The sequence below is a fragment of the Arthrobacter sp. B6 genome (assembly GCF_001663775.1).
Lineage (GTDB): Bacteria > Actinomycetota > Actinomycetes > Actinomycetales > Micrococcaceae > Arthrobacter.
Map to the genome: position 1 here is coordinate 1,200,646 of NZ_KV467169.1, position 23,214 is coordinate 1,223,859.

Below are 23,214 nucleotides of genomic sequence, written 5' to 3' on the forward strand. Positions count from 1 at the left end.
GGTCACCAGCTTGCCCCGGGGTACTCGCGGGCCAGGACCTGCATCTCGGCGAGGATGTAGCCCAGGTGCTCGGAGTGCTTGCCGCTCCGGCCGCCGCCGGGTGCCGACGGAACGTCCGGCACCTCCAGCCCGGCCTCTTTGAGGACTTCCCCGATAAGCCGGTCAAAGTCTTCCCGGATTGAGGAAGGCACGACGGCGGCACCGGCCTCCGCGAGGCGGGTCACCAGGGCGTCGTCCTCGAAGAGCTCGCCGACGTAGGGCCAGACCAGCTTGAGGCCGTGGATGATCCGCTTGCGGGATTCGTCCGTGCCGCCGGCCAGGCGTAGGATCCACTGGGCGCTGTGGTCCCGGTGGTAGTCCACTTCCTTTACGGCCTTGGCGGCGATGGCGGCCAGGGTTTCGTCGCTGGATTCCGTGAGCCGGCGGTAGAGCTCGAACTGGTAGTAGCTCACCACGAACTGCCGGGCGATGGTCACCGCGAAGTCGCCGTTGGGCTGCTCGAAGAGGTGGGCGGAGCGGAACTCGTGCTCGCGGCGGAAGTAGGCGAGGTCGTCCTCGGACTTGGCTGTTCCGTCCTCGTTCGCGAGGGCGCCGCCGGCGTAGGTCAGGAAGCTCCGGGCGTGGCCCAGCTGGTCCAGGGCGATGTTGCCCAAGGCCACGTCCTCCTCCAGCTCGGGGGCGCGGGAGATCCAGTGGCCAAGGCGCTGCGCCAGGATCAGGGCGTCGTCGCCCAGTCTTAGGGCGTATTCCGCGACGTCCCCGCTGGGCTTGACCAGGCCGGTGCGGACCTCAAGGGCGATGTCCTCCGGGCGGAGGGCGTTGCCCGGGGTGATGCGGGTGGCGCTGGCGTTGCTGTCGCCGCTTCCCGTGGGGGCTGCATTGGGGACGCCGGTGGAGATGTCGCCGTGGCCGGTTGCTGCTTCTGCGCTGGTTTCCGTTGCTTTGGTTTCCGTTGCTTTGGTCTCGGGGCTGCTCACAGGTGCTTCACCCCTTCGCTCTTGGTGTAATACGTGGCGTGCCGGTAGTCCTTGCCCTGCGGGGACTCGAAGAACGACCCCTTGGAGTCCGGATCGCTGGCGGCAATGGCGTCGGCCGGGACCACCCAGATGGACACGCCCTCGTTCCGGCGGGTGTAAAGGTCGCGGGCATTGCGCAGGGCCATGGCGGCGTCCGGCGCGTGCAGGGACCCGGCGTGGACATGGCTCAGGCCGCGGCTGGACCGGACAAAGACCTCCCACAGGCCCCAGGCGTTGCCGGGCGTGTTTGAGCTTGTGGAAACCCGGGTCTCGCCAGGCCCGACCACCGGGCTGGACTTGATGTCTGCGGGCTCGACGACGGGGCTCGCCTTGGGCGCCTCGCGGTTGATTTCGGTGGCCGAGCTGGCCGGGACTTCCGGGTTGCCGTGGGGGCTCATGCTGCGTATTCCTTCGTCGTCATTGACTGTTTTGCCTGCCGTTTTGCTGCATAGGCGGCCGCTGCCTCGCGGACCCAGGCGCCGTCGTCGTGCGCTTCCCTCCGGCGCTCAAGCCGCTGGGCGTTGCAGGGACCGCGGCCGGCGAGGACTTCCTTGAACTCGTTCCAGTCCAGCGGGCCGTGCTCCCACTTCCTGGTCTCCTCGTTGAAGCGGATCTCACTGTCCGGGAGGGTGAGGCCCAGCACGCGGACCTGTTCCACCATCATTCCCACGAAGCGGCTGCGGAGTTCATCGTTGCTGAAGCGCTTGATGTTCCAGGCCATGGACTGGCGGGAGTTGGGCGAATCGTCGTCCGGCGGACCGAACATCATCAGCGCCGGGGCGTACCAGCGGTTCACGGCGTCCTGCGCCATCTGCTTCTGCTCCGGAGTGCCGTGGGAGAGTTCCAGCAGGATCTCGAAGCCCTGGCGCTGGTGGAAGGACTCCTCCTTGCAGATGCGGACCATGGCGCGGCCGTAGGGTCCGTAGGAGGCGCGGCACAGCGGCACCTGGTTGCAGATGGCGGCGCCGTCCACCAGCCAGCCGATGGCACCCATGTCCGCCCAGGTCAGGGCAGGGTAGTTGAAGATCGAGGAGTAGCGGGCCTTGCCGGCGATGAGGTCGGCCGTCATCTTGTCCCTGTTTTGGCCAAGCGTCTCCGCCGCCGAGTAGAGGTAGAGCCCGTGGCCGGCCTCGTCCTGGACCTTGGCCATCAGGATGGCCTTGCGCTTCAGGCTGGGGGCGCGGGAAATCCAGTTGGCTTCCGGCTGCATGCCGATGATCTCGGAGTGCGCGTGCTGGGAGATCTGGCGCAGGAGGGTCTTGCGGTAAGCGTCCGGCATCCAGTCCCTCGGCTCGATCCGCGAATCCTCGGCCATGACGCGGTCAAAGTTGGCCTGGCCGTCCGCCTCGCGCTGGGCTGCTTCCTGGCTCTGTTCCTGGCTCTCCCCGCGGGATAGCTCAGCGGGCACTGACTGCAGATTCTGCGCTGCCATGGTTGCTCCTATGCAAAGGCCTTCATTGGGGGCTAATTATTTACCGACCGTTCGTTCAGGATATGCGGAAGGCTCGGAGGGCGTCAAGCAGCCACCAGGACGCTCTCTCACCTCCTGCGGCTTTTCCCCGGACGCTCTCTCACGTCCTGCAGCTTTTCCCCGGACGCTCTCTCACTGCCTGCGGCTGGCGCAAGGAGACAAGACCGAGTGGTGGCCCACCCGATCCTGAGTACAAGCAGGAGACACCGAAAACGGCCAACCGGCAATTAACGGGTATCAGGTACTCGCGACGCGCGCTCCCCCATCCTGTGGACTGGTGGTTCAACTGAACACCGCCTATCGCAAAGGTCTCAAAATGCGTGAAGAAGCGATATTCCAGTGCGCCCTGCCTGAGTTGGCTGGCCGGATGCACCCCAACCCCGACACGGTGCCGTGATCGCTGTGCCGGACATGATTGATTCCGCGCTGATGACGCTGGGTCCGTTCCTGTTCATGGCGGTCTCCGTTATCGGCGTCCGCATGGCCGGATACTGGTTGAGCTTCATCTTCTTCTCGGGACGCTTCCGGCGGCGGGAGGCTGTGACCACCACCGAACTGCGCGGGCTGGATGTACCGTTCGTCAAGATCCAGATCACCACGCGCGGCTCAGACGGCAGTACCGGCGTCATCCTGCGCGGGATTCGCAACGTCGTCGAGCTTGGCCGTGAGGACCCGGCGTTCTACAGCTGCTTCCTCTCGGTGGAAGTTGTGACTGAATCCGCCGATCAGGCGGAGACTGTGCGGAGCGTCTTCCAGGACGCACCGATCGCCGTCCACACCCTGGTGATCCCTGTCAACTACGAAACCCCTGCCGGAACCGGCCTCAAGGCCCGGGGCCTGCACTATGCCGTGGAAAACCGGCGGGGTCTGTGGAACAGGAAACCGGGCCGCACCTTTATCGTCCACTACGACGAGGAGAGCGTCATGGTCCCGGACGAGCTCCGTAAGCTGGTGAAGGTCCTCTCCACCACGAAGAAGAAGGTCCTCGAAGGCCCTATCTACTACCCCCTGGAATACCTGCGCGCGTCCGTGCTCTGCCGGTCGATGGAAGCAAACCGCCCCATGGGCTGCTATGAGTGCCGCCACGTGATGGAATCAGGCGTTCCGCTCCACCTCCACGGCTCCAACTTGGTGGTGGATGAAGCGCTGGAGAACGAACTGGGCTGGGACATCGGCTCCCTGGACGGCCGGCCGTTCATTGCCGAGGACTATGTGTTCGGAATGAACGCTTTCACCAAGTATGGCCGCGGCATTTTCGACTGGCACGGCTGCCTCATGCTGGAACAGCCTCCCTTTTCGGTGCACAGCGCCTTCAAACAGCGGTACCGCTGGATCTTCGGCGTTCTGCAGGGGATCACCGCCGCGGCGCGGAGCCCGCGCTTCCGTGCCCTTCCGCTTTGGACCAGGACAGGACTGTTGTGGGGTACACGGTTCCGCATCGCCACCTTCGCCCTCGGCGCCGTCGTCGGGACACTCTCACTGCTGGTGGTCCCGATCTTTGTGGGCCGTGCCCTGGCGGCGCTGATCCTCGATGAACCTCCGCTGATCCCCGGAGCAGCCAGCCTCTGGCTGGCCGTGATCGGCTCGATGTGGCTGGGTTCGGTGTTCGTTGGTGCCTGGCACAATGTGGCCGACGCCGGGCTGGACAGATGGTCCCGCACATCGGAAATCGCCCGCGCGGTAGCCGTAGCCCCTATTTCAGGAATCTGCGAAAGTTCCGCGGCACTCGTGGCCGTTGCCGGCTGGATGTCCGGAAAACGTGGCGTGGAGTGGATCCCGACCCCCAAGACTAAGCAGGCAGATCTCGCGAGCATCAGGAACGGTGATTGACATGGAACCAAGCACAACAGTCTCCGTCGGAGAGGTCTGACCGGCACAAACGGCTCCAACCGCGGCAGGGGTCGCCAGCGAGGAACTTCCCATGCCGACGGCGGGAGGCAGGGCCAGCCTCCGGACCCGCCTGCTGTGCATAGCCCTGCTGTTCACCGCAGCGGTCATGGCCTCCGTCTTCATCGCTGTACCCCTGGCGGCGGCCCTGCACGTAGTGCTATATCAGCTCCTGCTGGACGTCATCTTCGCGACCGCAATCACCGCCGAATTGGCGCTGATCGTGGTGTTCATCATCCTGAAGACCGAGAAAAGGGTACTCGGAGCCCCATGAACAGGGAAGGCGCAGCCCGGAAGATGGTCCTTTGCATGGTTGCGCTTGCGATCGCAAGCGTTTCCCTGGCCTTCGCCATCACCGAACCTCGCGTCGCATTGCCCGTTCCCGAGCCCGGGCATGCCCACTTTGGCGTCCAGCTGGACTGGCAGCACGATTCCGTGGAAGGTTATGCATCCCGACTGGGAGCGACACCCGCGTTGCATGGACGCTATGTCAACTTCCCGCTGACCCCGGAGGAGGAAAAGGCAGTGGGCGAGGAGATATTGGCGCTGGCTGCCGCTCGTTCGGCCATGATGTTGACGCTGGAGCCCCGGAACGGCCTCGCGTCCATCACGCCTGAAGTGCTTGCGGACTTCTCCCAGGACCTGACGGCGTGGAGCCGAAAGGGTGTTCCCGTCATGGTGCGCTTCGCTCATGAAATGAACGGATCCTGGTATCCATGGGGTCAGCAGCCTGCGCCTTATATCGAAAAGTTCCGCGAGGTGGCGGCAGTCGTCCAGGCTGTCCCCGGATCAACCATGTTGTGGTCGCCGAACGAAGGCGGAGGCTACCCGTACTCTGGCGGGGTTCACGAGGCGAAGCCCGGAACAGCGGCATTCGCTGCCCTGGACACTAACGGTGATGGCAGGCTGTCCATGGACGATGACCCCTACAGCCCCTACTGGCCAGGGGACGACGCCGTGGACTGGGTGGGACTCACGCTCTATCACTTCGGCGACGCCTACCCCTGGGCGGAAAACGAGATTCCCGCCCCGGGCAAGCTGGCCGCCAAAATTACCGGAACATACAAAAACGGCTTCGTGGATGAAACCGCCGTCCCGGACTTCTACGCCGCCTACGCTGCAGGGCACTCCAAGCCATTCGCCATTTCCGAGACCGCAGCGTTCTACAACACCGCCCGGAGAGACGGCGCGGCAGCCCTGGACATCAAATCTGCCTGGTGGAAGCAGCTGTTCGACCCCGGTCTCTCAACGCGGTTCCCCCTGATGAAACTGGCCGTATGGTTCGAGTACGCCAAAGAGGAGACGGAACCGACCAACCAGGTCATCGACTGGAGGGCCACCGCCGATCCGGCCACCCTGGCGGCGTTCCAAGCGGCGGTCCCTTCCCGGTTCGTTATGGCGCCGCTGGGAGGGTAACAGGCAGACTGCTGATAATTCCGGCTGGACTTGCTGTCGACACCACTGCCTCGGAGACCGCCCGGTCAGCGCCGCGATGAGCCGCCCAGAGTTGGAGCTACAGTCGGCGTCTGAGTAGGCGAACTCGAACCCGTGGACGTCCCCGTCGTTGAACTCGTGGGCGTGGGCGTGGGCGTGGCCGTCGTTGAAGTTTCCGACGGCGATGGTGAGGCTGTGGAGGCAGAAGCCGATGTGGGCGAAATGGTTCTCCCGGCGGGTACGTCAGAAGCGGAGCCTGCCCCAAGCGGGACTGAAATTCCTTCCTTGGCAGCATTCGGCACATTCTGCCTGGTAACCGCTACGTCCAAAGTGGCTTTCCGGGCGCCTCCTCGCACCCACTCACCGCGGACTACGCAAGATTCACCAGGTTTGAGAACAATATTCGAGCACCCATTGTGTATTTCCCTGAATAAGACGTTGCCGAATCCAACCTCGGGGGCAATGTCTTCATCTGTCTCATTGACCACTTCGAAAGATTCAATCGCGCCGACCTTGACAATTTCTTCGCTTTCTCCGGGTTCGAATATCCAGTTATTCCCGCCGATCTTTACTCGGTTATCAACTGCCACCGGCTCGGCGTTACCGAGACTGCCGCTATCTGTTGGGGACTCCCCACCGCATGCGCAGAGCGCGGCAATAGCGACGAGGCAACTGATCCCTATGGATATCACTTTCTGTTGCACTGTTTATCCCCTGCCTGGCTCGAACTCAACCCTGTATTCGGCGCTCTCATCCAGAACGATTGCGACACCAGCACTCCGCGACCAGTCCGCGGGAAGCAGGAAGTACTTGCCGGAGCTCAGCGTCACAAATTTGAGCCCCGTGTACTTGAAGCCGTACTTCGAATCGAGGGCCGAAATTCTCTCCTCCGTAACGGATCTTCCTAGGGCGAGCGAATGAACGCTGTATACGGTTACGGATGGACGCCTATTCAGATCCTGCGCGTAATCCCTGGATCTGCCGGTGCCAAGAGCCCCGGCGTAGGACGAGCAGGCCCAGAATAGGGCCACAACGACAAGGAGAACCACGGACACGTAGCCAAGCTTCTCCCACATGGGCAAGCGCCTCAGTCTTTGATCACCTAAGGCCGTCCGTCGAAGCACCCAGAAAGCGTAGGCACTGACGGCGACTCCACCGCCGAGCGCTGAAGGTTCGAAGAGGAAAGGAGTCGCAAATGGAAGATTCGCGAACATAGTCCAGACTCCCAGTGAGGTGACGAATGCCCCGACCAGAAGCACAAGTACGGCACCGACCTGGACATACCCAAGCCCAACCTCCCGCCGGATAATAAAGGCAGTTACCGCATGAACTCCTACACATGCAACCGTGATTAGCAAAATGATTATCGCTGGAACAATCAGCGCATCAGCGCTACGCAGAAGATAATCTACGGTCGAATACTCGAGGATACTTTGGTCAATACCAAAATATGCCGTACGGGTAGAAGTCATAGTCCATCCGAACCAAAACGCCAAAGCGGTGGCAACGGTGGTAAGGGGTGCGATAATGGCGAACCACTGTAAAACCGACTGACTGAGATCGGCACCGCTTGCAGTTTTTATCTCACGTCTTCGCGACAATGAAGAGGGTCGTCCTGCTGCAGAAGTCCGGAATCCGCGACTAATTTCTCGGCTTTGCCGACGTCCCGCGATGTTGCGCGAATTCACTGGCCTTCACCTGAATCCTATAGTCATTCCTTTTTGCAACGCGCGACCTTTCATCATGTTCTAATTGTAAGACTGGCGTTGTTCACAGGGAATGCGACGGGCTCTTTGGATATTTGCTCACGCTGGTCGTTACTACGGCGTTACCGCTCGTTGACACTGGATCCCAGCCCAGGCCGCCGACCTGGCACTAACTCCCGAGTTGGCACTTAACGGCAGTCCCGCCGTCGCACACGGCCGCCAACTGTCATCCAGTGCTCCGGATCTGCTTGGACCGGTCTCTGCGCGGAAAATGTCAGACCCTCTCACGATGATTGATACATGGGAAGCGCAGCAGCGGCGGAGGCATTTGAGACCATCAATGCCGCCTTGGCTGTGCTTGCAGCTGAAGTGGATGAGGCCCACTGTTCGTCGGCTGGGGCCGATCCGTTGGGCGGCGCGGCGGATACTTGCCTCACCATCCTCGCCGGGACTGCCGGGGCAGAGGCACGGATGGCCGCGCTGAAAGCCAAGGCTGCCGTGAAGTTCGCGGACACGGAGGCATCGCTCGCCCCTCCTGACGCGCCGCAGCAGCCGCAGGAGATGGCGGTCAAAGCGGAGATCGCATGCGTCCTGGCTATCGGCCCGCGCGCTGCGGGCGCGCTGCTGTACCAGGCCCACGAACTCACCACTAACTTGCCGCTGACCCTCTCCGCCCTGCAGGCCGGCACCATCTCCTGGCAGCACGCCCGGGTCATGGTGGATGAGACGGCCTGCCTGGATCCGGCCGGGGCGGCTGCGTTGGAAGCGCACTTCCTGGACCCGGAGGCCTCGAACCCTGCCCGTGGCTGCCCCGCAGGGGAAATGCCGGCGTCCCGGTTCCGTCACAAGGCCCGCATCTGGCGCGAACGCCACCACACGGAAAGCATCGAAAAGCGCCACGCCAAGGGCGTCCTGGACCGGAGGGTCGAATACACGCCGGACAAGGACGGCATGGCCTGGCTCGCCGCTTACCTGCCCGCCGCCACCGCCAGCGCGATCTGGAACCGCACCACCGCCGTCGCCCGGCGTCTGCAGGGCCCTGAGGAAACCCGCAACCTGTCCCAACTGCGGGCTGACGCCTACGCCACCGCACTCCTCGGCGGCGGCACCGGCCGCAGTATTAACGACGACGGCGACGCGGGGAATCCGGGAAAAGTCCCCACCCCACGGGCTGAGGTCCTGGTGACTGTGCCAGTGTTTTCCCTGCTCGGCGCCACCGATGAACCGGCCATGCTCGACGGTTACGGCCCCATCCCCGCATCGATGGCCAGGGACGTTGTGGCCAACGGAGCGGACTCGTTCTACCGTCTCCTGGTTGACCCGCGGGACGGGGCGGCGCTGGAGATCGGCCGCGCCAACTACCGTCTGACCAAAGCAATGCGGACATGGCTGCGCATGCGTGACGGCAAGTGCCCTTTCCCGGGCTGCAGCAACCAGTCCCTGGACAACGAAGCAGACCATATCCTCGCCTGGCATAAGGGCGGAACCACCGGCGTTTCGAATTTGGGACAGCCATGTCCGGCGCACCACCGCCTCAGGCACACCAGCACCTGGAGACCCACTCCGGCCACCAAGAACGAACCACCCGGCTGGATATCGCCAAGCGGCAGGCATTACAAGAGCGAACACCAGGACTGGGAACCACCACACTGGCCCAGGGAACTGGAACCGCACCTGGAACCGCACCTGAAACCGGGCCTGACCCCGGAGGTGACTCCGGAGGTGACATCAGGTGGGCGTCCGCCCCCGGAGCCCAATGGCCATTGCCGCGTGCCGCCGGATTTTGTCCGCGTCGGGCTGTCCCTGGGAGAGGAGGGCTTGGAGAGGATGCTGCATGGTGCCTGATCCCTGCGCTCACTAACCAATAAGGGACCGGGCGCTCTGCAACCGTCGTCGCAACAGGTTCGAGTCCCGGCCCGCCACTGGAGCTCATCGGCCCGCCTTGGTAGCTTCAACGCATGGCCATCAAACTTGAGAACGTCGGAATCGCGGTTCGTGACCTCGAAGCAACAATCGCCTTTTTCACCGACCTCGGGCTCACGGTCGTCGGCCGTGACACGGTCAGCGGCGAGTGGACTGAGACTGCCGTCGGACTGGACGGCAACCACGCCAAGATCGCCATGCTCCAGACCCCGGACGGCCAAGGTCGGCTTGAGCTCTTCGAATACATCCATCCCGAAGCAATCGAGACGAATCCAGACCGCCCCAACGACATCGGCATGCACCGCGTCGCCTTCTCGGTCGACGACATAGACCAAGCCCTCGAGATAGCCGCAAAGCACGGATGCCATCCTTTACGCGGCGTGGCCACCTACGAAGACGTCTACAAACTCACGTACCTCCGCGGTCCCAGCGGGATCCTCGTGATGCTCGCCGAGAAACTGAAGGAAGACTGACACCCGGATCGGCCACGGAAAAGGGGTCAGGGCTCGAAGTAGGTTTTTTCAGGGGCTCCCGCAATCCCGGCGACAACTTCAGCGGCGACGTCGTGCAGTTTCTGGTTCCTTGTACTGGAGACCCGGCGCAGAATGTCGAACGCTTCCTCTCCGGTACAGCGGTTCTGGGCCATGATGATGCCGCGGGCCATGTCGATGGCAGTCCTGTGGTCCAGCGCGGCGGAAAGGTCGTCGGCCCGCAGTTCAGCGGCCGCGATCCGCAAACCCAGGCGCAGCGCATTGCCGGCGAGGTCCGCGAACCGTTCGGCTTCCTTGGTAGTCTCCTCCGTGAAGACCCCGGCGCCGGAAGCAAAGAAATTCAGGGCTGCCGAGGCTCCGCCGCCTAAATCCATCGGCACACCCAGGACACTGCAGAAGCCCTTGTCCGCCAGCTCGCGCCGGAACATGGGCCACCGGGCATCCTTCGACGCGTCGCCCAGCAGCACCGGCGTACCGGTGGTCAGCGCCTGGAGGCAAGGGCCGTCGCCAAGGCGTTGCTCAATGCCGTCCAGCAGGGTTGCCTGATAACTGCTTCCGGCGATCGTAGCGGGGCGCTTGCGCCGGTGAAGAGCTACCGCGCATTCAATCCTGGCCCCGGCTGCCTTGCTCAGCGCAGTTGCCGCGAGCTCTGTCATGCCGTCCAGGAGACCCTTGATGTCATCCATCCCGGCCACCAGATCATGCAGCCGCTCGAAGTCATCCTGCTCTTCCGGCGTGTCCATGATTGTCAATCTAAGGCAGCAGCAGGCAGTTCTCAACTGGTGCCAAAGGCCGGCTTTGTGCCTGCCAAAGGCCACGTGTCTGCCCTGTTCAAAGAGGGCAGAGGCCCGCTTTTCGGCCAGTTGGAAACCGCCTCACGGAGCAGGCTGCCTGCCTCGCCGGTACAGCATCCACCCGGCACCGACGAGCATCAGACTGAGCACCAGGAACCCCAAATCCCACGCAAGCGGGCCGCCGAGATCGTCCCGCACGTGATGGATTCCCAGCAGCTGGTGGTTGACCAGGCCCTCGATAATGTTGAAGACGCCCCAGCCACTGAGGGCCAGGCCACTGTGGAAACCCCAGTGCGGGGACAGCCGCCCCTGCTGGCGCGCCCGGACGGTGAGGGCGGCCGCAGCCACCACCAGGACCCACATGGCGCTGTGGAACAGGCCATCCGCAAGGGTATTCAGCTCCAGGCCGGCCACTGTCTTGGTGTTGCCGCTTTCCGTGTGGCTGAGCATGTGGTGCCACTGCAGCAGCTGGTGCAGGACGATGCCGTCCACAAAGCCGCCCACCCCCATGCCGAACAGGAAGGCGGGCGCCCTGGCGGGTCGGTTGACGGCAGCCTCGGCCGGTGACCCACGGGGTTCCCGTGACACTATTCCCTTCCCCCCTTCTTCCGGTGCACCTCTCACCTAGTCCCTACCCGCCGTCGTGCGCCCTAACCACCTCGGCCGGACGGAAAGGCCACTGCGTTTGAGCCCTTGACCTTCCCTGCCCGAGGTGGGAGCGTAGGGCACGCGGTGCGCCTCAAGCAGCGGGGTGGTTCCTCCACGTGACGGAACCGCACCGCAGCCAACAACCAAGGCGGCACTCATGCGAGCAATGGTTTACCGCGGCCCGTACAAAATCCGGGTCGAAGAAAAAGACATTCCCAAGATCGAGCACCCCAACGACGCCATTGTGCGCGTCACCACCGGAGCAATCTGCGGCTCTGACCTGCACCTTTACCACGGCATGATGCCGGACACGCGGGTGGGCACGACGTTCGGGCACGAGTTCGTCGGAGTAGTGCACCAGGTGGGCCCCTCCGTGCAGGACCTTATCCCCGGAGACCGGGTGATGGTCCCCTTCAACGTGTACTGCGGCTCCTGCTACTTCTGCTCCCGCGGCCTCTTCTCCAACTGCCACAACGTCAACCCGAACGCGACGGCGGTGGGCGCGATCTACGGCTACTCCCACACGTGCGGGGGTTACGACGGCGGCCAGGCTGAGTTTGTGCGCGTCCCGTTCGCCGACGTGGGGCCCGCCAGGATTCCGGACTGGTTGGATGAAGAGGACGCCGTCCTGCTCACCGATGCGCTCCCCACCGGCTATTTCGGTGCCCAGCTTGGCGACATCGTTGAGGGTGACACGGTGGTGGTGTTCGGCGCCGGACCGGTGGGCCTGTTCGCCGCCAAGTCCGCCTGGCTGATGGGCGCCGGGCGCGTGATCGTGATTGACCACCTGGAATACCGCCTCGAGAAGGCCAGGAGCTTTGCGCATGCCGAGACGTACAACTTTGTTGAGTACGACGACATTGTGGTGCACCTGAAGAAGGCCACCGACTACCTGGGCGCCGACGTCGTGATTGACGCGGTGGGGGCCGAGGCGGACGGAAACTTCCTCCAGCACGTGACCGCGGCCAAACTGAAGCTGCAGGGCGGCTCGCCGGTGGCGCTGAACTGGGCGATTGATTCGGTGCGCAAAGGCGGAACCGTCTCCGTGGTGGGCGCGTACGGGCCGATCTTCAGCGCCGTGAAGTTCGGCGACGCCGTGAACAAGGGCCTGACGCTGCGGATGAACCAGTGCCCGGTCAAACGGCAATGGCCGCGGTTGCTCGAGCACATCCGGAACGGGTACCTGAAACCCAGCGACGTCGTCACCCACCGCATCCCGCTGGAGCACATCGCCGAGGGATACCACATCTTCTCCGCGAAGCTTGATGACTGCATCAAGCCACTGATCGTTTCCACCACGGCCTGAAGGGAAGATCATCATGTCTGAGACCCCAACACCCTACGTCGCCGGCAAGCCCCTTCCTCCGGAATCCGCGGCTGCCCTGATGGCCCGCATCCCCGGATGGGGCGTGGACCTGGACCCGAAGGACCGCCCCTCCTTCCCGCAGGAGCGGCCGGGAATTCCCACGGGCGCGCGCTGGGACTTCCCCGAGCGCCAGCCCGAGGAGTGGATCCGGGAGCGGTCCATTGAGCACGCGTTCCTGACCCCCGTCTTCGGCACGTCCACCCCGCTCAAGGGAACCTCGGGGGCCATCCGGAAGTACGCCTACCGGAAGTACAGTGAGGCGCGGGCCGCGCACTGGCTGTTGCTGATCGCCGCTGACCGGGTGGACGCGTGGGAGCACCACCTGCGCTCGCTGGCCACCCTGCGGCCGGACAACCCCGTGACGGAAACCGGGGTGATGAGCGAGTTTTCCGGCAACGGCCTGCGCTCCCGGTTCGGCCAGAAGCGGGCCGACGTCAGCCACCAGTGGATCGATCCCCTCCTGGTGGGCGGCCCCTGGGTGCTCGCCGGCCTTGGTGCCGTGGCCGCCGTACGGGGGCTGCGGCGTCGTGCCCGGGGTCGCGGATGAATTCGACGCGCAAATTACCTGACGCGGGCGGTATTCCACGCGCGTCAGGTAACTTGCGCGTCAAAGGTTCTTTTGCGCGTCGAGAACAGCAGAACGCGCACGACGGCGGGGCACGCCCGCCGCTGCCAGCATTCGTTCCAGCCTCCCGGGCTCCAGATCCGCCCAGTCCCACCTCACCACGTTGAACCCAGCGGCCCGGATCCGGTTCTCGCGCTTCCTTTCCTCCAGTACCGCCTGCGATGCCGTCTTGCCCTTGAGGAACTCCGGCTTGACGTATTTCTCGGCGCCATCGAATTCGCCAACCACCCTGGCCAGCTTCCAGTAGAAGTCGGCGTAGCCCGCCAGACCGTCCCTGTCGTGGATGGCTTGCTGCAGGATCGGCGCTTCGAAACCGGCGATCCGCATCAGCGAGCGGCTGTAGGACTCCCCCGCCGAACCGGACAGGGGATCCGCGAAGTCAACGGCGGCGCTGATCCGCCTTTGCGCCGCCCAACTGTAGAGCGATTCGATGCCCGCAAGGAGCTCCTCCTTGGCCACGGCAGGCAGTCGCAGGGTCCGGTCCGGTTTCAATACATGGTCCAGCGGCGCTGCGGCCTCCGCGAACGGCGTGAAGGCGGCAAGATCAAGGACTGTACGGATACGGTCCGTAACGAGCAGGCCCTCCCGCCGTACAACAGTCAACCCCGCGGGATCTGCAAAGTGGCGGACAACGCCGACACAGGACCGGCCGCCGTCGTTCTTCATGGTCAGCGCGTGGACAGCATGGCGCACGCCAATGGTGGGAATGCCCCAGACGCTGGCCGCGGAATGCCGGGCAAACACGGTGGGGCTTTCAAAGGTTTCAGCGGCGGCGCTGATGCTGAGCCCGCGCGTCGCGAGCAGCCGGGTACCGACACAGGAAAATCACCCCGCTGAAACACGCCAGCAACCTCGCCACGGCAAGCTTGGCCCTACGGGGATACAACGAGTTGGAGGCGGCTCACATGGGAACTCAGGGGATCAAGCCTGAACGGCTCAGCACTGACCGGCTGCAGGCCGGCGACCACATCGAGGCGTGGCACAACGGCAAGCTTTTCCACCGGGGCCGGGTGACCGACGTCGTACCTAAACTGGATCTATTCTGGATCCTGGACGCGAGGACCGGCACGCGGCGGCTGCTGGATCCGGAGGTGCTGGAGATCATCAAGGTGGAGCGCAACCCGAACGGAACCCACGGCGAGAAGCCGTTGTCCGCGTGAAGTAGGGATGGGGCCGTTTAGACGAGTGCTTCGGGGCGGCTTAGTCGGCGGCCGGGGAGGGATACAGACGCGGCGGCAGGGTCTCGGGGAGCCGGCATCGTAAGCGGGCGTGCATAGAATAGTGGCACCGCGGCCCGTCCGCGGCGGGCCTGGCTGCACCGGCCGCCCGTTGTCCATAAAAAGGAGCCCCACCGTGATCGGATTTATCGTTGCCGGACTGGTTATCGGCGCCCTTGCCCGCCTGATCAAGCCGGGCAAACAGGACCTCTCCCTGCTGGCCACCCTCCTGCTGGGCCTCGCCGGCTCCGTGATCGGCGGCGTGATTGCGTCGCTGCTGGGCACCGGCGACATCTTCGAGCTCAACTTCTTCGGCTTCATCGTGGCCGTGATCGCATCGGTACTGCTGGTGGGCGTGGCGGAAGGAATCTCCGGCCGCCGCCGCAAGTCCGTGCGCTGACTCCCGGGCTGGCTGACTGAACAAACGCGCACGACGGCGGTGCCGCCGTCGTGCCTCACAGCGGCGTTGCCCCCGCCGGAATATCAAGGACCGGCCCTGCCAGGGCCGGTCCTTTTCCGTGGTCCGGGGCTGCCGCTGGCAGGCGTTAAGAACGCGTTAAGATCCCGCGGGATCCCGGCCGGAGGCCCCTGACCCGGTGCTACGCTCCGGGGGTCATCCAGCCCGTTCCCCGCCTGCCGGCGGTACAGAAAGTACCCCGTTGACCGCAACCAGCCGCCTGCCACGTTCCCGGCCGTTGGGCTTCGGCAACGGCAAGCCACCCCAGCTGCCACGGCACCCCGAACCGGGGAACGACAACGCCGTCCGCCGGGCCCTTCTTCACCCCGTGCGGTCGGTCCCGCTGGCTTTCCTGGCCGTCATAGCGGTGGGCACCGCTCTGCTGATGCTGCCGCTGGCCCGGACCGCTGAGGACCCGGAAGTCTTTATGAACGCATTGTTCACGTCCGTCTCGGCCGTGTGCGTCACCGGGCTGGTCACGGTGGACACGGCAACGCACTGGACGCTGTTCGGGCAGGCCGTGATCATGGGGCTGATCCAGGTGGGCGGCTTCGGCATCATGACCCTGGCCACGCTCCTGGCGCTGCTGCTCCGCAAGAGCATAGGCCTGCGCGGCCAACTGGTGGCCCAGACCGAGACGCACACCCTGAACCTGGGCGACGTCCGGAGCGTGCTGGTGCGGGTGGCGAAGCTGATGCTCGGTTTTGAAGCCATTACGGCCGTGCTCCTGACCGGGCGTTTCTGGCTCGCCTACGACCAGAACCCCGCCACCGCACTCTGGCACGGCGCCTTCCACGCGGTGTCGGCCTTCAACAACGCGGGCTTTGCCCTGTACAGCGACAGCCTCATCGGTTTCGCCGGGGACCCCTGGATCATCGTCCCCATCTGCCTGGCGGTCATCGGAGGAGGGCTTGGCTTCCCAGTGATCATCCAGCTGCTTCGGGGAGACCTGAAGATCAAGCAATGGAGCGTCCACCTGCGCCTGACCGTCTACGGCACGCTGCTGCTCCTGGTCCTTGGCACCGCGCTCTTCGCGGCGTTTGAATGGAACCGGAACGAGACCCTGGGCGGGATGTCCTTCACCGGCAAACTCCTGGGCTCACTGGCGGGCGGCGTGTTCCCCCGGACGGCCGGGTTCAACAGCATCGACTACGGCGCGGCTTCACCGGAGACCCTGATGGTCACCAACATCCTGATGTTCATCGGCGGCGGCAGCGCCGGCACAGCGGGCGGCATCAAAATCACCACGTTCCTGGTGCTCGCGTTCTCCATCTGGAACGAGGTCCGCGGCCGGGACGAGGTGACCATCGCCCACCGCTCCATCAGCGCCTCGTCCCAGCGACAGGCCCTGTCCGTGGCGCTGCTGGGTGTGGCCGCGGTGGTGGGCGGCACCCTCTTGCTGCTGATCTTGACGGACTACAGCCTTGAGAGGGTGGTGTTCGAATCCATCTCGGCGTTCGCCACGGTGGGGCTGAGCACCGGCATCACCCCCGGCCTCCCGCCGTCGGCCGAATTGGTGCTCATTGCGCTGATGTTCATGGGCAGGATCGGCACCGTGACGGTGGCGTCCGCGCTGGCTCTCTCTTCCCGTCCGCGGCTGTACCGCCTTCCGGAAGAACGGCCTATCCTCGGTTAGCTCCCCGCCATCTCCAGTTGCGGGCGCCCCCCGATGGGAATAGGTTGTGGAGATGTCCAGTACCCCGGAGCGTGACCTCATCCTCGACCTCCAGGACCTGATTGTGGGCACGGACTCCGTCGCCGAGTTCCTGGGAGGCCTCGCTGTCATCGCCGCGGACTTCATCAGCCGGAGCGCGAATGAAACAGTGGAGTGCGGGGTAACCCTGAAGCGCACCAAGCGGACCGCCACCGTGGGCGGCAGCAGCCCCAGGGCCATCCATCTGGACAAGATCGAGCAGCAGGTGGGTGAGGGACCCTGCATCACGGCCCTCAGAACGGGTGTAATTACCCTGCTCAGCGATGTCCGCACGGATGCGCGCTGGCCCGAATACCAGAAGCGGCTGTACGACGAGGGGATCCTCAGCGGCCTGGGAATCCCGCTGCAGCTGGGCGATGACTCCGCCGCGGCACTGAACTTCTTCGCTTCCTCCACCAATGTGTTCTCCGACGCCATCATCAAGGAAGCCGACAGCTTTGCAGAACTTGCCGGGAGCGCAGTCCGCCTGGCCGTGAAGGTGGGCACCGCCCAAGGCACGGCGGACGACCTGAGCGCGGCCATGCAAAAACGGACTGCCATCAATCTGGCGTGCGGGATCATCATGGGCCAGAACCGCTGCACCCAGGAGGAAGCCATGGCCATCCTGACCAACGTTTCCAGCCACCGGAACCAGAAGCTCCGCGACGTCGCCGAGGAAATGGTGGTCAAGATCTCCGGCGGCGCGCCCAGCACACACTTCGATGCGTAAACTGGCGGCATGACACCGCAGGAACTGGCCAACCTGGCCCACCTGCGCCGGGCCCGTGACCGGATCGACCGCGATTACGCCCGGCCGCTCGACGTGCCCACCATGGCTGCCGGTGCCCTCATGTCCGCCGCGCACTTCTCCCGCCAGTTCAAGGCGGCCTACGGCGAGACGCCCTACAACTACCTCATGACACGGCGGATCGAACGCGCAATGGCTTTGCTTCGTTCCGGGGCGAGTGTGACGGATGCATGCATGGAAGTGGGCTGTACCTCGCTGGGTTCCTTCAGCTCGCGGTTCACCGAGGTCGTAGGCATGACGCCCAGCGAGTACCGGTCCCGGGAACACGACGCCGTAAAGGCCATGCCCAACTGCATCGCCAAACAGCACACGCGGCCGGACCGCAAGGGCCCGAAAGCAGCACGCGAAACCGCTCGGGAACAGCCCGGGGGCACACTGAGCAGGATTGAAGAAGCGTCCGCGCCCCAGCTGCCATAGCGTGGAAAACATGAACATTTCATTGAAGTACGCACACGTTACCGTCAACGATCTCGATGAGTCCCTCGCCTTCTACCGCGACGGCCTTGGCCTGGAAGTCAGGAACGACGTCGGCTCGGACGGCCAGCGCTGGGTCACCCTTGGCAGTGCCGCCCAGCCCGACCTTGAGATTGTGCTCTCCCCTCCCCACGCCGGCCGCTCGCAAGCCGACGGCGACGCCATCCAGGAGCTGCTCACCAAGGGCGTGATGCCCATGCTCGTGTTCAGCACGGACGATCTCGACGCCACGTTTGAAACCCTCCGCGCGTCCGGCGCCGAGGTCCTCCAGGAACCCATCGACCAGCCCTGGGGCCCGCGCGACTGCGCCTTCCGCGACCCCTCCGGCAACATGATCCGCATCAACCAGGGCTGACACGCCCGCACCCGGAGGCGTACGGCAGTGACCCACTCCGGGTCATTGCCGCGCGCCTCTGGCGCGTGCCGGAGTAAATCAAATATGAGTACTAACTACTCGTGTGCTCCGGCCAGCCTGCCCGTAGGCTCGAAAATGGCTGCAGTAGCGACGGCCCTTCTCACCTGACGGGGGCAATCACGTGACCCATGGACAAGCACACACCGAGTACCGTTCAGAGGAACTCGCCGTTCTGACCGACTGGCTCGGCGACGGCCCCGACCTGCTTTTTGACCTCGTGGCACCAACAGAGACCGCCGCGCTCCAGACGCTCGCCGAGGCCGGCGCAACAGCACTGACCAGTGCTGCAGGAGCCGACATCGACTGCGTGGTGACCCTTCGGGCGCCGAAACGGAACCCGGTCACGGCCGGCACGCTGGAGGAAGCCGTGTCGCTCACAAAGTGGGACCAGGAGCATTCGCACGGCCCGGCGTCGGCATCGCTGGACAGCAGCGTGGCCATTCTCCTGAAACCCGAATCCCGGGACCCGCGGTGGCCTGAGTACCGCCGGCGGCTGCAGGCGGCCGGCTACGGCAGTGCCGTCAGTCTTCCACTGAGGGTAGAGCATGGCTACGCAGGCGCCCTGACCTTCCTCGCCGCTGAAGCCAATGTTTTTACCGACGAGCTCATGGCCCCGGCCATTGGCTTCCGGGATCTTGCATCGAGGAGCCTGCGCCTGGCAACACAGCTGCGGCGGGCGTCTGAATTCACGGACCAGCTGCGCTCCGCACTGTCCAGCCGCACCACCATCGACATTGCCTGCGGAGTGATCATGGGACAAAACAGATGTTCCTACGACGACGCCTTCGCCATCCTGGCCAAGGCGTCCAGCCACCGGAACATCAAGCTCCGACTCATCGCAGAAGCCATCCTGGAAGGATACGGCGGCGCTCCGGAAACACACTTTGAGGACTGAAACCCCGTGAACTCTCAAGACGTATCAAGACTTCAAGGCAGCTTCTACGTCATCAGTGCCCTCTGGCCACTGATCCATATGCGCAGCTTCGAGGCCGTGAGCGGACCCAAGAAGGACAAATGGCTGGTCCGAACTGTGTCCGGCCTGCTGGTCACCATCGGCATGGAGCAGCTCCGCTCCCCCGGCAACGCGGCGGGTATGGCCGTTGCGAGGCGCCTGGGAATTGGAACGGCGGCCACGTTGGCTGCCATCGACCTGGTCTATGCGGGCAAGGGCCGAATCAGCAAGATCTACCTCCTCGACGCCGCCGTCGAACTGTCATTGATCAGAAGCTGGCTGAAGAAACGGTGACAGGCCGGCACTGAGCTGCCCTTCGCTGGACATGTCGGGCTGCAGTGCGTAGATTCTTAGTGGCAGACATCACGTTCCAGGTGATGTCTCCCCCTTTCGGCCCCGTGCAACGCCGTCTGAAGGTACCGCTGTAGTCACACGGCGGCTGTAATGCACCCAGCGAAAGTGAGCCGATCATGGCTACCTCGCACTTCAACCAGTTCCTTGACCAAGCCACCGTTGCTGAGTTTGATACCGACTGTCCGCTGTCCGCAGATTGCCTGTACGGCCTGTACGTCAGTTGGTGCATCCTTCACCGACTCGAACCCAAGCCGGACATGACATTCAGGGCCGCCATGCACCGCTTGGGCGTCGATGTTCATGACAGCCGACGGCGGATGGTGGGCCCGGCGGCCGCGGATTACATCCTGTCCAGCTACCCTGCCGCAGCCTGAAGGTGTCTATCGATCCACACGGCCCTGGCAACCACGCGCCCCGGGAGCGAGCTGAAGATTCTCCGCTGCTCTGCTCCGGATGCGCGACAGACAGGAGCCTGAAAGTGCACTCAATCACGGCAGTGAATCCGCCGTCGAACGTCTATGTGGAGGTGGGGTACGCCTGCACCGCGTGCAATCTCCATTATTTCCACCGGGCCGACGTCGTGGCTGTCGCCGCCGTCCTCAACAGGGTCCCCTGCTCTGAAGATGTCCTGGTGTTTGGTGGCCACTACATCCACTGCGGCCAGCCAATGCCTACGCTCGGTTCAGAGATCCGCGGGTTCAGTGCCGCCGCCTACACGGACCGCGACCCGAAGGACGCCGTTGGCATCAGCCTGGAGACACGGGTCTTGCGCTGCACCTGCGGCTTCCAGATAGAGTTGCCCGAATAGGGCCCTGACCTGCGGAAGCGCTGAAAAAACCCAATTCTGGGTACTTCCTCCATAAGGGCATGTCACGCGGTGACGGCCCGGTCAGGAGGAAGCATGAAACGCCCTCAAACCGGGGGCTGCGCCGCTGGCTTTCGTGTTGGCCTGGTACCCATGCTTATGGGCGTTCTTTTGGCAGCGCACTCTTTATCTGGCTGCTCTCCAGACAGTGCGGGTGCGGCGGGGGCCGCCCAGGATTTCCGGCGGGCAGTAGCTGGCGGGGATCCCTCTACCGCGTGTTCCATGCTGAGCCCACACACCCGTGAGGAGGCTGCGGCCGAGTCGAACTGCGAAGACGAATTACCGTTGCTGGACCTTCCCGCCGACGGCGCAGTTCTGCGGACCGAAAGCTACGGCCGAAACGCGATGGTGGTATTCGAGGATGACACCTTGTTCCTGTCAGTTTCCGGAACAGGGTGGCAGGTGACCGGGGCCGGCTGCCTACAGCGTGGCGAGTCCCCGTACGACTGTGAAGTTGGAGGGTAGAGATGCGCTGGAGTTTTGTCCTGTACCTGGTGCTCATCTTTGGCGGCCTTGCCTACATGGCCGTTGTGGGCCTGGTCCGGGGATAGAGGCCGAACCATGAAAGCCGCGCTGAGAAACAACGGCTTAAGCCTCTTCTTCGGCCTGATTTTCCTGCTCGCCCTTCTCGGCCAGGGCCTCACCGGCCATGCGCTCTTCAACGAGGAACAGCTTTCGGCGGGCTTGGACGAGATCAGCCTGGGGCAGTACCTCACTTCCTCAAGTTTTGCGGTGGACGTTTCCGAGAACTGGCAGTCCGAATACCTGCAGTTCCTGCTGTACATCACGGCCACGATCTGGCTGGTTCAGAGAGGGTCCCCGGAATCCAAAGAGTTGCACAAAACTGGACTGGAATCTGACAAGCAACAGCTCGTCGCCGAGTACAGCAACGCCAAGTCGCCTGCCTGGGCGAGGGCCCGCGGGTGGCGCCTCACCGTGTTTTCGAACTCGCTGGGAGCCACCATGGGGCTGATTTTTGTCCTGTCCTGGCTCGTTCAATCAATTGCTGGGAACAGCGCCTACAACGAAGAACAGCTCAGCAACTTCCAGCAGCCCGCAGCGTGGGCCGAGTACGTTGCGTCTGCGGAATTCTGGAACCGGACGCTGCAGAACTGGCAGTCGGAGTTCCTGGCTGTGGGCTCAATGGTGGTCCTGGCCATTTACCTGCGGCAGCGCGGGTCACCCGAGTCAAAACCGGTGGGCTCAGCGCACGATGACACCGGGGCAACAGGATAGGGCCCATTACACAATTGCCTGAATACATGCTCCGCTGTACTTTGGAGTGTATGGAAACCCTCACCCACGCCCCGGTGCTTGCGCGTTTCGGGTACGCCGTCTCGGATCCAACGCGGGCGCGGATCATGCTGGCCCTTGCCGACGCACCGTCGTATCCCTCGGACCTGGCTGAGTCGCTGGGTGTGTCCCGGCAGAGCATGTCCAACCACCTGACGTGCCTGCGCGGCTGCGGCCTGGTGGTTGCCGTACCGGACGGGCGCCGCAGCCGGTACGAACTCGCCGATGCCAGGCTGGGCCATGCGATCAGGGATCTGCTGGGCGTGGTCCTGGCTGTGGACCCTGCGTGCTGCGCGCCTGACGGAACGTGCCTGGCATGACGGCGATCATCCAGGGACAGCCTTCCGCTTCGCGCCGGGCTGTACTGGCCCGGCGCATCCGCCTGTTCGCCGCGGCCACCATCATGTACAACATGGTCGAGGCAGTCGTGGCGCTCTGGGCCGGGGGCGAGGCCGATTCATCCGCACTGATCGGGTTCGGGCTGGATTCCATAATCGAAGTTGCCTCCGCTCTGGCACTGTCGTGGCAGTTCGCTGCGAAGGACCCGGAGCGGCGCGAACAGCTGACGTTGCGGATCATTGCGGTGTCCTTCTTTGCCCTTGCCGCTTTCGTGGCCGTGGACGCTGTTGGTTCCCTCTTCGGCGCCGGCGAACCCAGGCATTCCCCAGTTGGCATTGTCATCGCGGCCCTGAGCCTGGGGATCATGCCGGTGCTGTCCTGGTTGCAGCGGCGGGCCGGGCGCGAAATTGGTTCACGCACAGCGGTAGCCGACTCGAAACAGACCCTGCTGTGCACCTACCTGTCAGCCGTCCTGCTGGCGGGCCTGCTGTTGAACAGCACACTGGGCTGGTGGTGGGCCGATTCCGGCGCCGCCCTCATCATTGCAGCGATCGCAGTGCGGGAAGGCATTAACGCCTGGCACGGCGACGCCTGCTGCCCGGTCCCCCACGCCGGCGAGGCCGGCACGGGCGAGGCCGGCGAATCCGGCACGGGCAAGACCGGCGAGTCCGGCGGGGGCAAGACCGGCGAGGCAGGCACGGGCGGCGACTTGAAAACGGACGGCTGCTGCCCTGACTGCACCAGCCCTGATACTCCGCAGCGTTCGACGATTTCCCTGGGCATTACGGTACGCAAGGACTGAACTTGGACTTTGAGCTGCTCTGCAAAGGAGTACCCCGCCACCTCACCCGGACAGCCAATGGGGTGTGGCTTTCACGTACCATCCTTCGTTTCTGGCATCACGCCTGGCCGCTGCTTGGGCTTCCGCGGCCCTGGCCCGCATGAACGGTGTTGCCCAGCACCGTTCATGCGGGCTGGACCCGTGC

At 64.1% G+C, this 23,214-nt stretch carries 28 protein-coding genes; 21 read left to right on the forward strand and 7 right to left on the reverse strand.

Features of this window, described 5'->3' with window-relative positions:
• Positions 1-2: 2 nt before the first annotated feature.
• From paaC to paaA, 3 genes are read right to left on the reverse strand one after another with little or no spacing between them, the layout of a single operon-like run.
• On the reverse strand, positions 3-977 hold the full coding sequence (gene paaC, locus AU175_RS20235; protein ID WP_066293837.1) for a 1,2-phenylacetyl-CoA epoxidase subunit PaaC: 975 nt from the start codon (positions 975-977) through the stop codon (positions 3-5).
• Positions 974-1,414, reverse strand: coding sequence for a 1,2-phenylacetyl-CoA epoxidase subunit PaaB (paaB, locus tag AU175_RS20240; protein ID WP_066293842.1), 441 nt, complete (start codon positions 1,412-1,414; stop codon positions 974-976). Before paaB ends, paaC begins: the two co-directional genes overlap by 4 nt.
• The gene (gene paaA, locus AU175_RS20245; protein ID WP_066293844.1) at positions 1,411-2,448 is read right to left on the reverse strand and encodes a 1,2-phenylacetyl-CoA epoxidase subunit PaaA; all 1,038 of its coding nucleotides are present in this window, start codon (positions 2,446-2,448) and stop codon (positions 1,411-1,413) included. The genes paaB and paaA overlap by 4 nt, the downstream gene beginning before the upstream one ends.
• 432 nt (positions 2,449-2,880) lie before the next feature.
• Between paaA and AU175_RS20250 the strand changes: the two genes are divergently transcribed.
• The 3 genes from AU175_RS20250 (at position 2,881) to AU175_RS20260 (ending at position 5,790) form a co-directional block, all read left to right on the forward strand.
• A complete protein-coding gene (locus AU175_RS20250; protein WP_066293847.1) occupies positions 2,881-4,317 on the forward strand; it encodes a glycosyltransferase family 2 protein in 1,437 nt (478 codons plus the stop codon).
• Positions 4,318-4,408: 91 nt separating this feature from the next.
• The gene (locus AU175_RS20255) at positions 4,409-4,648 is read left to right on the forward strand and encodes a hypothetical protein (protein ID WP_066293859.1); all 240 of its coding nucleotides are present in this window, start codon (positions 4,409-4,411) and stop codon (positions 4,646-4,648) included.
• Between the two features lie 35 nt (positions 4,649-4,683).
• On the forward strand, positions 4,684-5,790 hold the full coding sequence (locus AU175_RS20260; protein WP_231938668.1) for a glycoside hydrolase family 26 protein: 1,107 nt from the start codon (positions 4,684-4,686) through the stop codon (positions 5,788-5,790).
• Positions 5,791-6,515: 725 nt separating this feature from the next.
• Here the strand turns inward: AU175_RS20260 and AU175_RS20265 are convergent.
• Positions 6,516-7,280: a hypothetical protein gene (locus AU175_RS20265; protein ID WP_066293865.1), complete on the reverse strand. Its 765-nt coding sequence runs from the start codon at positions 7,278-7,280 to the stop codon at positions 6,516-6,518.
• A 534-nt stretch (positions 7,281-7,814) separates the two neighbouring features.
• Here AU175_RS20265 and AU175_RS20270 point away from each other — a divergent pair.
• A complete protein-coding gene (locus tag AU175_RS20270; protein WP_066293869.1) occupies positions 7,815-9,359 on the forward strand; it encodes an HNH endonuclease signature motif containing protein in 1,545 nt (514 codons plus the stop codon).
• Positions 9,360-9,472: 113 nt separating this feature from the next.
• Positions 9,473-9,910: a VOC family protein gene (locus AU175_RS20275; protein WP_066293871.1), complete on the forward strand. Its 438-nt coding sequence runs from the start codon at positions 9,473-9,475 to the stop codon at positions 9,908-9,910.
• A gap of 26 nt (positions 9,911-9,936) precedes the next feature.
• Here the strand turns inward: AU175_RS20275 and AU175_RS20280 are convergent, their stop codons facing one another.
• The gene (locus tag AU175_RS20280; RefSeq protein WP_066293877.1) at positions 9,937-10,671 is read right to left on the reverse strand and encodes a GAF and ANTAR domain-containing protein; all 735 of its coding nucleotides are present in this window, start codon (positions 10,669-10,671) and stop codon (positions 9,937-9,939) included.
• Between the two features lie 132 nt (positions 10,672-10,803).
• Entirely contained in the window at positions 10,804-11,310 is a 507-nt protein-coding gene (locus AU175_RS20285) for a DUF2243 domain-containing protein (RefSeq protein WP_231938669.1), read from the reverse strand.
• 217 nt (positions 11,311-11,527) lie between these two features.
• On the opposite strand from AU175_RS20285, the gene AU175_RS20290 reads away from it, so the two are divergent.
• Positions 11,528-12,676, forward strand: a complete 1,149-nt coding sequence (locus tag AU175_RS20290) for a zinc-dependent alcohol dehydrogenase (RefSeq protein WP_066293889.1) — start codon at positions 11,528-11,530, stop codon at positions 12,674-12,676.
• 13 nt (positions 12,677-12,689) lie between these two features.
• Positions 12,690-13,283 (forward strand): hypothetical protein, encoded by a 594-nt coding sequence (locus AU175_RS20295; RefSeq protein WP_066293891.1) that lies wholly within the window; start codon positions 12,690-12,692, stop codon positions 13,281-13,283.
• 60 nt (positions 13,284-13,343) lie between these two features.
• On the opposite strand, the gene AU175_RS20300 is transcribed toward AU175_RS20295, so the two are convergent.
• Positions 13,344-14,105 (reverse strand): hypothetical protein, encoded by a 762-nt coding sequence (locus AU175_RS20300; RefSeq protein ID WP_231938670.1) that lies wholly within the window; start codon positions 14,103-14,105, stop codon positions 13,344-13,346.
• 161 nt (positions 14,106-14,266) lie between these two features.
• On the opposite strand from AU175_RS20300, the gene AU175_RS20305 reads away from it, so the two are divergent.
• From AU175_RS20305 to AU175_RS20370, 14 genes are all read left to right on the forward strand, one after another.
• On the forward strand, positions 14,267-14,521 hold the full coding sequence (locus tag AU175_RS20305) for a hypothetical protein (RefSeq protein WP_082979306.1): 255 nt from the start codon (positions 14,267-14,269) through the stop codon (positions 14,519-14,521).
• A 193-nt stretch (positions 14,522-14,714) separates the two neighbouring features.
• On the forward strand, positions 14,715-14,978 hold the full coding sequence (locus tag AU175_RS20310) for a GlsB/YeaQ/YmgE family stress response membrane protein (protein WP_066293894.1): 264 nt from the start codon (positions 14,715-14,717) through the stop codon (positions 14,976-14,978).
• A 325-nt stretch (positions 14,979-15,303) separates the two neighbouring features.
• Complete coding sequence (locus AU175_RS20315) at positions 15,304-16,671, forward strand: TrkH family potassium uptake protein (protein ID WP_066294567.1); 1,368 nt, start codon at positions 15,304-15,306, stop codon at positions 16,669-16,671.
• Positions 16,672-16,723: 52 nt separating this feature from the next.
• Entirely contained in the window at positions 16,724-17,458 is a 735-nt protein-coding gene (locus AU175_RS20320; protein ID WP_066293896.1) for a GAF and ANTAR domain-containing protein, read from the forward strand.
• 9 nt (positions 17,459-17,467) lie between these two features.
• Positions 17,468-17,953 carry a helix-turn-helix transcriptional regulator gene (locus tag AU175_RS20325; RefSeq protein WP_066293898.1) on the forward strand — a complete coding sequence of 162 codons (486 nt, stop codon included), beginning with the start codon at positions 17,468-17,470 and terminating at the stop codon, positions 17,951-17,953.
• 10 nt (positions 17,954-17,963) lie between these two features.
• Entirely contained in the window at positions 17,964-18,365 is a 402-nt protein-coding gene (locus tag AU175_RS20330) for a VOC family protein (RefSeq protein WP_066294570.1), read from the forward strand.
• A gap of 181 nt (positions 18,366-18,546) precedes the next feature.
• Positions 18,547-19,320 carry an ANTAR domain-containing protein gene (locus tag AU175_RS20335; RefSeq protein WP_082979307.1) on the forward strand — a complete coding sequence of 258 codons (774 nt, stop codon included), beginning with the start codon at positions 18,547-18,549 and terminating at the stop codon, positions 19,318-19,320.
• A 6-nt stretch (positions 19,321-19,326) separates the two neighbouring features.
• Positions 19,327-19,671: a hypothetical protein gene (locus AU175_RS20340; protein WP_066293901.1), complete on the forward strand. Its 345-nt coding sequence runs from the start codon at positions 19,327-19,329 to the stop codon at positions 19,669-19,671.
• A 176-nt stretch (positions 19,672-19,847) separates the two neighbouring features.
• A complete protein-coding gene (locus tag AU175_RS20345) occupies positions 19,848-20,105 on the forward strand; it encodes a hypothetical protein (RefSeq protein WP_066293903.1) in 258 nt (85 codons plus the stop codon).
• Between the two features lie 104 nt (positions 20,106-20,209).
• Positions 20,210-20,539 (forward strand): hypothetical protein, encoded by a 330-nt coding sequence (locus AU175_RS20350; protein ID WP_082979308.1) that lies wholly within the window; start codon positions 20,210-20,212, stop codon positions 20,537-20,539.
• A 279-nt stretch (positions 20,540-20,818) separates the two neighbouring features.
• Positions 20,819-21,061: a hypothetical protein gene (locus AU175_RS22505; protein ID WP_082979309.1), complete on the forward strand. Its 243-nt coding sequence runs from the start codon at positions 20,819-20,821 to the stop codon at positions 21,059-21,061.
• A gap of 96 nt (positions 21,062-21,157) precedes the next feature.
• Positions 21,158-21,832 (forward strand): DUF6766 family protein, encoded by a 675-nt coding sequence (locus AU175_RS20360; RefSeq protein WP_066293904.1) that lies wholly within the window; start codon positions 21,158-21,160, stop codon positions 21,830-21,832.
• A gap of 50 nt (positions 21,833-21,882) precedes the next feature.
• A complete protein-coding gene (locus AU175_RS20365; protein ID WP_066293905.1) occupies positions 21,883-22,209 on the forward strand; it encodes an ArsR/SmtB family transcription factor in 327 nt (108 codons plus the stop codon).
• Positions 22,206-23,030 (forward strand): cation diffusion facilitator family transporter, encoded by an 825-nt coding sequence (locus AU175_RS20370; protein WP_066293907.1) that lies wholly within the window; start codon positions 22,206-22,208, stop codon positions 23,028-23,030. Before AU175_RS20365 ends, AU175_RS20370 begins: the two co-directional genes overlap by 4 nt.
• Positions 23,031-23,214 lie beyond the last annotated feature (184 nt).

Excerpts from the sequence above, each read along its gene's own strand:
- paaB (WP_066293842.1), bottom strand. The coding sequence starts at position 1,414 with ATGAGCCCCCACGGCAACCCGGAAGTCCCGGCCAGCTCGGCCACCGAA.
- paaA (WP_066293844.1), bottom strand. The coding sequence starts at position 2,448 with ATGGCAGCGCAGAATCTGCAGTCAGTGCCCGCTGAGCTATCCCGCGGG.
- AU175_RS20255 (WP_066293859.1), top strand. The coding sequence starts at position 4,409 with ATGCCGACGGCGGGAGGCAGGGCCAGCCTCCGGACCCGCCTGCTGTGC.
- AU175_RS20260 (WP_231938668.1), top strand. The coding sequence starts at position 4,684 with ATGGTTGCGCTTGCGATCGCAAGCGTTTCCCTGGCCTTCGCCATCACC.
- AU175_RS20265 (WP_066293865.1), bottom strand. The coding sequence starts at position 7,280 with ATGACTTCTACCCGTACGGCATATTTTGGTATTGACCAAAGTATCCTC.
- AU175_RS20270 (WP_066293869.1), top strand. The coding sequence starts at position 7,815 with ATGGGAAGCGCAGCAGCGGCGGAGGCATTTGAGACCATCAATGCCGCC.
- AU175_RS20275 (WP_066293871.1), top strand. The coding sequence starts at position 9,473 with ATGGCCATCAAACTTGAGAACGTCGGAATCGCGGTTCGTGACCTCGAA.
- AU175_RS20280 (WP_066293877.1), bottom strand. The coding sequence starts at position 10,671 with ATGGACACGCCGGAAGAGCAGGATGACTTCGAGCGGCTGCATGATCTG.
- AU175_RS20290 (WP_066293889.1), top strand. The coding sequence starts at position 11,528 with ATGCGAGCAATGGTTTACCGCGGCCCGTACAAAATCCGGGTCGAAGAA.
- AU175_RS20295 (WP_066293891.1), top strand. The coding sequence starts at position 12,690 with ATGTCTGAGACCCCAACACCCTACGTCGCCGGCAAGCCCCTTCCTCCG.
- AU175_RS20305 (WP_082979306.1), top strand. The coding sequence starts at position 14,267 with ATGGGAACTCAGGGGATCAAGCCTGAACGGCTCAGCACTGACCGGCTG.
- AU175_RS20320 (WP_066293896.1), top strand. The coding sequence starts at position 16,724 with ATGTCCAGTACCCCGGAGCGTGACCTCATCCTCGACCTCCAGGACCTG.
- AU175_RS20325 (WP_066293898.1), top strand. The coding sequence starts at position 17,468 with ATGACACCGCAGGAACTGGCCAACCTGGCCCACCTGCGCCGGGCCCGT.
- AU175_RS20330 (WP_066294570.1), top strand. The coding sequence starts at position 17,964 with ATGAACATTTCATTGAAGTACGCACACGTTACCGTCAACGATCTCGAT.
- AU175_RS20345 (WP_066293903.1), top strand. The coding sequence starts at position 19,848 with ATGGCTACCTCGCACTTCAACCAGTTCCTTGACCAAGCCACCGTTGCT.
- AU175_RS22505 (WP_082979309.1), top strand. The coding sequence starts at position 20,819 with ATGCTGAGCCCACACACCCGTGAGGAGGCTGCGGCCGAGTCGAACTGC.
- AU175_RS20360 (WP_066293904.1), top strand. The coding sequence starts at position 21,158 with ATGAAAGCCGCGCTGAGAAACAACGGCTTAAGCCTCTTCTTCGGCCTG.
- AU175_RS20365 (WP_066293905.1), top strand. The coding sequence starts at position 21,883 with ATGGAAACCCTCACCCACGCCCCGGTGCTTGCGCGTTTCGGGTACGCC.
- AU175_RS20370 (WP_066293907.1), top strand. The coding sequence starts at position 22,206 with ATGACGGCGATCATCCAGGGACAGCCTTCCGCTTCGCGCCGGGCTGTA.